The organism is Bacillus cereus group sp. BceL291 (assembly GCF_051776705.1).
In the GTDB taxonomy this organism is placed as follows: domain Bacteria; phylum Bacillota; class Bacilli; order Bacillales; family Bacillaceae_G; genus Bacillus_A; species Bacillus_A cereus.
Genome location: NZ_JBPWAP010000029.1, coordinates 62,785 through 70,751 on the forward strand (window position 1 = coordinate 62,785; position 7,967 = coordinate 70,751).

Genomic DNA, 7,967 nt, shown 5'->3' on the forward strand with positions numbered 1-7,967 from the left:
ATACGTTTTACATTCATATTTCATCATGTAGGTAGGAAAGAAACTGTTCCTCACCATTTCAAATAGTTAGGTAACAGATTGTTTCCTCTTTCATGACAGAGGAGGAACTACTGATGTTTAATTTACAAAGACAAGAAACAAAGCATGCTTATGAGCAAGATAGCATGCAAACAAATAACGAATTATTAGTGGAGGTTGCAACACATGATGTAAGCTCTGCGTTAAAACTTCTAGAAACAACACAAGATGGATTATCTAAACAAGAAGCGTCTCGTAGACTTTCTTTATACGGTCCGAACGAAATAGCTCATAATAAAATGGCGCCGTGGTACATTCAATTTCTGCTGGCATTTAAAAATCCATTTATTTTCGTTTTATTAGCTCTTGGAGCCCTTTCCTTTTTCACAGATGACATACAAGGAACAATTGTCGTATCTGCAATGGTACTACTTAGTGCAACAATTCGGTTTTCCCAAGAATTTCGTTCTCAAAAAGCTGCCGATAAGTTAAAAGCTATGGTTCGAACAACTGCGAGCGTATTTAGAATAAATGGATTTGTACATGAAACAAAAAATGTAACGAATTTAAATCGAAATTACACAACAGAAATTCCAATTGAGGAACTTGTACCTGGCGATATTATTTCCCTTTCAGCCGGTGATATCGTTCCAGCTGATGTGCGTATTGTATCCGCTAAAGATTTATTTGTTAATCAATCTTCTTTAACAGGGGAAGCACTCCCTGTAGAAAAATACGAACACTGCTATCATACAGAAAATAAGCATATCTTACCGACAAACATGAAAAAAAATTACAATCCACTCGATATGGAAAACCTTTGTTTCATGGGAACAAATATTGTAAGTGGCAGCGCGAAAGCTGTTGTCATCTCAACAAGTACCGATACGTATTTCGGCTCTTTAGCAAATAAGGTAATCGGAAAGCGTGTAGAAACAAGCTTTGATAAAGGTGTAAACAAAGTAAGCTGGCTCTTAATTACATTCATGCTTATTATGGCACCTATTGTCCTTCTCATTAATGGATTCACAAAAGGAGATTGGCAAGAAGCTTTCTTCTTCGCTATTGCCGTCGCTGTTGGCCTTACACCTGAAATGTTACCAATGATTGTAACTGCTAATTTAGCTAAGGGTGCCGTTAACATGTCTAAACAAAAAGTAATTGTAAAACAGCTAAATTCTATTCAAAACTTAGGTGCTATGAACATTCTTTGTACAGATAAAACCGGAACTTTAACAGAAGATAAAGTGGTCCTTGTTCGTCACTTAGATCCCAAGGGGAATGAATGCAATCGCGTCTTGCAATTTGCCTATTTAAATAGTTTCTATCAAACTGGATTGAAAAATTTAATAGATAAAGCTGTTATTAAGCATACAGAGGAAAACAATAAATTTAATCCATTAGCTTTTCAAAAGCTAGATGAAATTCCATTCGATTTCGCCCGCCGACGTATGTCAGTCATCGTAAAGGATAGTTCAGGTGAACATACAATGGTTTGTAAAGGTGCCGTAGAAGAAATTTTATCAATTTGTAACTACACTGAAGTGGATGAAAAAATCGTCCCACTCACCGAGGAAATACGTTCAAATGTCAAAAAACTAAGTGAGACACTAAATAGTGAAGGTATGCGGGTTATTGCTGTGGCTTATAAAAAAGATAGAAGAATAAATGATAAAGAGTACGCAGTAAAAGACGAAACTGATATGATTCTCGCTGGATATATCGGCTTTTTAGATCCACCGAAACCATCTGCAGCAGCTGCAATTCAAGCATTACAAAAACATGGTGTACAAGTGAAAATTTTAACTGGCGATAACGAAATTGTTACAAGAAAGGTTTGTAAAGAAGTTGGATTAGATATCGGCGAACCAATCCTCGGTTACGAGATTGATTCTTTACCAGATAAAGCATTAGCAAAACTTGCTGAAGAAACGACTGTATTTGCGAAGCTTAATCCAATGCAAAAATCTCGTATTATACACGCATTACAAGGAAATGGACACACTGTAGGTTACATGGGAGACGGCATTAACGATGCCGTAGCATTACGTGAAGCTGATGTCGGAATATCTGTTGATACTGCTACTGATATTGCGAAAGAAGCTTCCGATATTATTCTACTCGAAAAAAGTTTAACTATATTAGAAGCCGGGATTTTAGAAGGACGTACTACATTCGGAAATATTTTAAAATATATTAAGATGACAGCTAGCTCTAACTTCGGTAATGTGTTTAGTGTGTTAGTAGCAAGTGCTTTCATTCCTTTTTTACCGATGCTTGCCATTCATCTTTTAATTCAAAACTTACTTTATGATATTTCACAACTTTCTATTCCATGGGACAAAATGGATAAAGAGTTTCTAGAAAAACCACGAAAATGGGATACTGCAAACTTACGAAACTTCATTATTTGTATCGGCCCAATTAGTTCCATATTTGATATTATCACATACGTAGTCATGTGGAATGTATTTGGTGCAAATACACCGAGCGAGCAATCATTATTCCAGTCCGGTTGGTTTGTCGTTGGATTGTTAACACAAACTTTAATTGTTCACATGATAAGAACACAAAAGATTCCATTTATTCAAAGCACTGCATCAACACCAGTCGTTTTATTAACCGCTCTTATTATGGCAATCGGGATTTATATTCCATTCTCACCACTTGGTGCAGCCGTTGGTTTACAAGCATTGCCACTTAACTACTTCCCTTGGTTAGTAGGAATACTATTAGGCTACGCTTTTTTAACACAATTCCTGAAAAAGCTTTATATTAAAAAGTTTCATAGCTGGTTGTAAAAATAAGAATGAGTGGGTATTCCCCGCTCATTCTAAAAGACATAACACATATTATATATGGAGGTGACCATGATGGTATGGTACGACATTGTATTCAGATTAGTTATCGCAATTATTGTAGGAGCTTGCATTGGAATGGAAAGACAATGGAGACACCGAATGGCTGGGTTACGGACAAATGCTCTCGTATCACTTGGTGCCTGTATATTTGTTTTATTATCCGTCATGCTTGATCATGATGCTAGCCCATCCCGCATTGCTGCTCAAGTCGTTAGTGGCATTGGCTTTTTAGGGGGTGGCGTTATTATCCGCGATGGTTTTAGTATTAGAGGGCTAAATACGGCAGCTACTTTATGGTGTGCAGCTGCTGTCGGTACTCTTACAGGCGCCGGTTTCCTCGTTGCAGCTATATTAGGTGCAGCTGGCGTGTTACTAGCAAATATACTTCTTCGCCCAATTGCTCTTTTTATGAATAAAAAATCAAAAGAAGAATCACCAGAACAAACGAACTACTTACTTTCCCTTACTTGTTCAGAAGAAAATGAAGCACATATTCGTTTTTTACTTATGCATATGGTAAGTACAGAAGGGCTCGGTTTAAAAGAATTGTATAGTGAAGATGTAGATTCTAATCAAAAAGTTTGTATACAGGCTACATTACATTGCAAGACAAATGCGGCTATCTTAATTGAAAAAATAGTAAGTAGAATGCTATTAGAGTCTGGCGTTACTGGAGCTGGATGGAAGACTTCTTTAAATTTAGAAGCGAGTTAAACAGGAAAGGTGTCATGATTTTACTACTTCATGACACCTTCTACATAAACTTATTTTCTAACTTTTGTTGAAACGACTTCTCTTGCTTACGTAGTAGTTGACTACCTCGTTGTAAAATCGGTGTTCCATACTTATCGTTAATTTGATCAATGACAGCAAGTAGTGGTTCTTTTTTCGCATCCTCTTCAAATGAAAACAAATCTAATTGTTTCACCGATTCTGTCTTCCACTCTATTTCAGTAGCTGTAACACCTAGTAAACGAATGGAATCACCATCCCAATGTTGCTTCCATAAACGGGATGCTGCTTGAAAAATATCGCGTTCTTCCCAAATTGCATTTTTCAATTGCTTACTCCGTGTTACTGTTCGCCTATCATGGTATTTAATCATAATTTGAATATTATAGCTGACAAGGGTTCGCTTTTGTAATCTTTTACTCACTGATTTTGATAAACGTTCTAACATATCAAGCAATTCTTTCTCTTCATCCATATCCTTTGAAAAAGTCATCGAGTTACCGACACTTTTATGTTGGCCCATTTGACTCGGATCCACTTCCCTATCATCCATACCTTTTGCACGCTTTTGTAAATCAATACCATGCTTCCCAATTTTAGCGCGAATGATATGCTCGTCTCCCTTCGCTAACTGTTCAATTGTATGTATATGAATTTCATTTAATTTTTCAGCTGTTTTTTCTCCAATCCCATGCATTGCTTCAACTGGAAGTGGCCAAATCATTTCTGGAATATCACGTTTTCGAAGTACGGTAATACCGAGAGGTTTTTTCATATCAGAAGCTGTTTTTGCTAGGAAAAGATTTGGAGCGATTCCGATACTACACGGAAGCTGCAACTCTGTTAATAGTGCTTGTTGAATCATCTTTGCTATTTCAAGAGGCGAACCAAGTGCGTAGCAATCTGTAATATCTAAATATCCTTCATCTATTGAGACTGGTTGTATCTTTTCTGTAAAACGGGAAAGGACTTGAAACATTTGAAATGAAGCTTCGCGATATAATGTGAAATTAGGACGCCTTACAACTAATTGCGGGCACAACCTTTTCGCTTCCCAAAGGGGCATCGTCGTACGTATTCCGTATTCTCTCGCCTCATAACTACATGTTATAATAATTCCTTTTCTCTCTTTTTCATTTCCAGCAACCGCTAATGGCTTTCCTTGTAATGATGGATCATGAGCAATTTCAACAGATGCGAAAAAGCAATTCATATCTACATGTAAAATAACACGACCATTTTTCGGATACATTTCTCGCATAGTACTCACTCCCTAATCAGAACGTTCGTTCTTTCATTATATCAAATTTTGCACAATAGTTATAATAATTACTTGTTCTTTTTTATAATCGATATAAAGAAGATATATATGAAATGGTCTGATTATGATGAGATCAACTAATAGAGTGAAACTTTAATCAGACCTCACCAATCGCTTTTTTACGGGCAGCAGGGCCCCCACCTAACTTCTTTACTTTCGCTGAATTTTGAGGTAGAGGGCTTACTGTCCGGCAAATAGTGGGATAAACTCAACTATACATTCCTTGTAGTTATATTAATCATTGCAATTAATTATTTACTACTTCCGATTTTCAATATGAATACGTTAGGATTATTCCTTCGTCTAGTACATGTAGCAACAACGTATATAATTCCATAGGTTTTCTTATATTGGCTTATACGTCTTGTCAAAGCAATCGCATCAAAATAAAAAGCGTGTAAATCACAATTGATTTACACGCTTTTTCTATTCCATTACTTCGCTACTTCTTCAATAATTGCAACAACTAATTCTGCTGTTTTTGCTAATTCTTCAACAGGAATCTTCTCGTTTGTTGTATGAATTTCTTCATAACCAACTGCTAAGTTAACTGTTGGGATACCATGTCCTGCAATTACGTTTGCATCACTTCCGCCACCACTTTGGTGAAGAGAAGGTGTACGACCAATTTTTTCAGCTGCACGTTTTGCAACTTCTACAACATGATCGCCATCAGCAAATTTAAATCCTGGGTACATAACGTTTACTTCAACGTCTGCATGCCCGCCCATTTCTTTTGCAGTTGTTTCAAATGCTTCTTTCATTTTCGCAACTTGTGCTTCCATTTTCTCATTGATTAAAGAACGAGCTTCTGCAAAGATTTGTACATGATCGCAAACGATATTCGTTTGTGTACCACCTTCAAAACGTCCAATATTTGCAGTCGTTTCAGAGTCAATGCGACCAAGTGGCATCTTCGCAATTGCTTTCGCTGCGATAGTAATTGCAGATACACCTTTCTCCGGCGCTACACCAGCGTGAGCTGTTTTCCCGCGAATAATTGCGTTCACTTTCGCTTGTGTTGGAGCTGCAACAACGATTTCACCAACTTTTCCATCGCTATCTAATGCGTAGCCATATTTTGCTGTAATACGCTCACGGTCTAATGCTTTTGCACCAACAAGACCTGATTCTTCTCCGACTGTAATAATAAATTCAATTTTACCATGAGGGATATTTTTCTCTTTTAAAACACGGATTGCTTCGAACATTGATGCTAATCCAGCTTTATCATCCGCACCTAAAATTGTTGTACCATCTGATACGATATATCCATCTTTAATAGAAGGCTTAATTCCATTACCAGGAACTACTGTATCCATATGAGAAGTAAAGTAAATTGTATCAACACCATCTTTTGTTGCTGGTAAAGTACAAATTAAGTTACCTGCACCATGACCAGTTACAGCCATTGTGTCATCTTCAAATACTTCTACACCTAAATCTGTAAATTTCTTCGTTAATACTTTGCAGATTTCTGCTTCAAATTTCGTTTCAGAATCTACTTGTACTAATTCCATAAATTCATTTACTAAACGTTCTTGATTAATCATAAGACTGCGCCTCCTGCACTACCATTATGTATGTAACACTATTAATTATAACAGAATTTCGCAAAAGTTTCGAAATACAAGACAAAAAACAGATGGTTTACATGTCTAGATAACCATCTGCTTTCTATTACTCATTTAACAATACCCAGCGCATATGATCTTCCCACACGCCATTTACCATTAACATCTTCCTAGATACGCCTTCATATTGAAAACCTATCTTCGTTACTACTTGTATAGATGCTAAATTACGAGGCATAATCGGAGCTTCTATACGATGTAACTGAAATTCCCCAAAAGCAACTTGAATTGCTTTTCTAAGCGCTTCTGTCGTATACCCTTTGTTTAACTCTGCTTTATCTAATTTATAACTGAGTACACAAGATTGATAAATGCCACGAACGATTAAATTAAATGAAATACACCCAATTATTTTCGTATCATCACCCTTTTTAAAAATCCATAGTCTGATGATTTTCCCTTCTTCGAACTCTTTTCTATCCTTTTGCAACTTTTTCTTTTGATAATCTAGCGTAAAAAAATCATCCGGTCTATACTCTTCCCAAGCTTTTAAAAATTCACGATTTCTGTCGTAATATTGAAGAACTGTTTCAGCATACGACTCATCAATTTCCCTTAAGTATAAACGATCTGTTTCGTATATTTTCATCATCGTATCTCCATTCTTCAGCTTGCCCAACTAAAAATTAACAATATACCCTTTTACTATATTCTCTACACACTCTCAAATTTCCTGTTATATTTTGCAATCCCCTCCCGAATTTTGTCCTCACTCTCCCCTTGTCCATAATTTCATTTCTCGTTACAATGAAATTGTACTGATTTGCAAGGAGGTATAACGATGCATAAAAAAGCTCAAAAAGTTATGGTTTATGTGATGCTAATTTCTATGCTTGTAACAACATTACTTGCTGGCGCGAGTATGTTTTGGTAAAAAGGGCGATGTGTTCGTCCTTTTTTTACTTTTTACACATAACAAAATAAACCATCTCGACATCGAGATGGTTTATTTTATATAAAACACAATCGCTACAATACTAAAGGAAAATGACATTACAAGCGCTATTACAAAGCTTGTATATTGTTTCTGCTGAAATGCCCCAATAACAAAAGTGAGATTAAGTAATGCCATACATACAATCGCTACAAGATAAGAACATATATTAAAAGTTGCCAATATGAATGTAATAACAAATAGAAATCCCATAAAAAACTGCATATACGAAAGTTTTGGATTCAAGTACATATGAGCAACCCCTTTATCTAATTTTATCTTTCTATACTCTCATTAACGCACGGTTATGTACACATGTCAAGACAACTTATTATAATAGAAAAAGCCACCCTTTTTGAAGTGACCCCCGAAAGTTAGACAGGTCGTTTCATTAGGCAGCCTCTAGGGTATGAGCCCGGTATTGTACTGGGCTCATACCCTTTAATTTTGCCTTAATTCTTTTATGA

Annotated in this window: 8 protein-coding genes; 3 read left to right on the forward strand and 5 right to left on the reverse strand. The window is 36.3% G+C overall.

All coding sequences use genetic code 11. The features are described from left to right. Positions 1-113 precede the first annotated feature (113 nt). Together mgtA and ACS2CR_RS18810 are read left to right on the forward strand one after the other, a co-directional pair. Positions 114-2,819 carry a magnesium-translocating P-type ATPase gene (mgtA, locus tag ACS2CR_RS18805; protein WP_000482701.1) on the forward strand — a complete coding sequence of 902 codons (2,706 nt, stop codon included), beginning with the start codon at positions 114-116 and terminating at the stop codon, positions 2,817-2,819. A 72-nt stretch (positions 2,820-2,891) separates the two neighbouring features. Next, on the forward strand, positions 2,892-3,593 hold the full coding sequence (locus tag ACS2CR_RS18810) for an MgtC/SapB family protein (protein WP_000262344.1): 702 nt from the start codon (positions 2,892-2,894) through the stop codon (positions 3,591-3,593). 40 nt (positions 3,594-3,633) lie between these two features. Here the strand turns inward: ACS2CR_RS18810 and ACS2CR_RS18815 are convergent, their stop codons facing one another. The 3 genes from ACS2CR_RS18815 to ACS2CR_RS18825 all read right to left on the reverse strand — a co-directional run bounded on the left by ACS2CR_RS18815 (position 3,634) and on the right by ACS2CR_RS18825 (position 7,158). Then, positions 3,634-4,872 carry a DNA polymerase IV gene (locus ACS2CR_RS18815; protein WP_001208855.1) on the reverse strand — a complete coding sequence of 413 codons (1,239 nt, stop codon included), beginning with the start codon at positions 4,870-4,872 and terminating at the stop codon, positions 3,634-3,636. Between the two features lie 494 nt (positions 4,873-5,366). After that, positions 5,367-6,485 (reverse strand): tripeptidase T, encoded by a 1,119-nt coding sequence (locus tag ACS2CR_RS18820; RefSeq protein WP_000609803.1) that lies wholly within the window; start codon positions 6,483-6,485, stop codon positions 5,367-5,369. 127 nt (positions 6,486-6,612) lie between these two features. Beyond that, entirely contained in the window at positions 6,613-7,158 is a 546-nt protein-coding gene (locus ACS2CR_RS18825) for a GNAT family N-acetyltransferase (RefSeq protein WP_001987197.1), read from the reverse strand. A gap of 189 nt (positions 7,159-7,347) precedes the next feature. Here ACS2CR_RS18825 and prli42 point away from each other — a divergent pair, with 189 nt between their 5' ends. After that, positions 7,348-7,440: a stressosome-associated protein Prli42 gene (gene prli42 / locus ACS2CR_RS18830; protein WP_000549040.1), complete on the forward strand. Its 93-nt coding sequence runs from the start codon at positions 7,348-7,350 to the stop codon at positions 7,438-7,440. Positions 7,441-7,512: 72 nt separating this feature from the next. Here the strand turns inward: prli42 and ACS2CR_RS18835 are convergent, their stop codons facing one another. Together ACS2CR_RS18835 and ACS2CR_RS18840 are read right to left on the reverse strand one after the other, a co-directional pair. Then, positions 7,513-7,752: a DUF3894 domain-containing protein gene (locus tag ACS2CR_RS18835; protein ID WP_000281167.1), complete on the reverse strand. Its 240-nt coding sequence runs from the start codon at positions 7,750-7,752 to the stop codon at positions 7,513-7,515. A 139-nt stretch (positions 7,753-7,891) separates the two neighbouring features. Next, a partial coding sequence (locus ACS2CR_RS18840) for an IS3 family transposase (protein ID WP_142309144.1) occupies positions 7,892-7,967 on the reverse strand: 76 nt, incomplete at its 5' end.

Excerpts from the sequence above, each read along its gene's own strand:
- mgtA (WP_000482701.1), top strand. The coding sequence starts at position 114 with ATGTTTAATTTACAAAGACAAGAAACAAAGCATGCTTATGAGCAAGAT.
- ACS2CR_RS18810 (WP_000262344.1), top strand. The coding sequence starts at position 2,892 with ATGGTATGGTACGACATTGTATTCAGATTAGTTATCGCAATTATTGTA.
- prli42 (WP_000549040.1), top strand. The coding sequence starts at position 7,348 with ATGCATAAAAAAGCTCAAAAAGTTATGGTTTATGTGATGCTAATTTCT.
- ACS2CR_RS18835 (WP_000281167.1), bottom strand. The coding sequence starts at position 7,752 with ATGTACTTGAATCCAAAACTTTCGTATATGCAGTTTTTTATGGGATTT.
- ACS2CR_RS18825 (WP_001987197.1), bottom strand. The coding sequence starts at position 7,158 with ATGATGAAAATATACGAAACAGATCGTTTATACTTAAGGGAAATTGAT.
- ACS2CR_RS18820 (WP_000609803.1), bottom strand. The coding sequence starts at position 6,485 with ATGATTAATCAAGAACGTTTAGTAAATGAATTTATGGAATTAGTACAA.
- ACS2CR_RS18815 (WP_001208855.1), bottom strand. The coding sequence starts at position 4,872 with ATGCGAGAAATGTATCCGAAAAATGGTCGTGTTATTTTACATGTAGAT.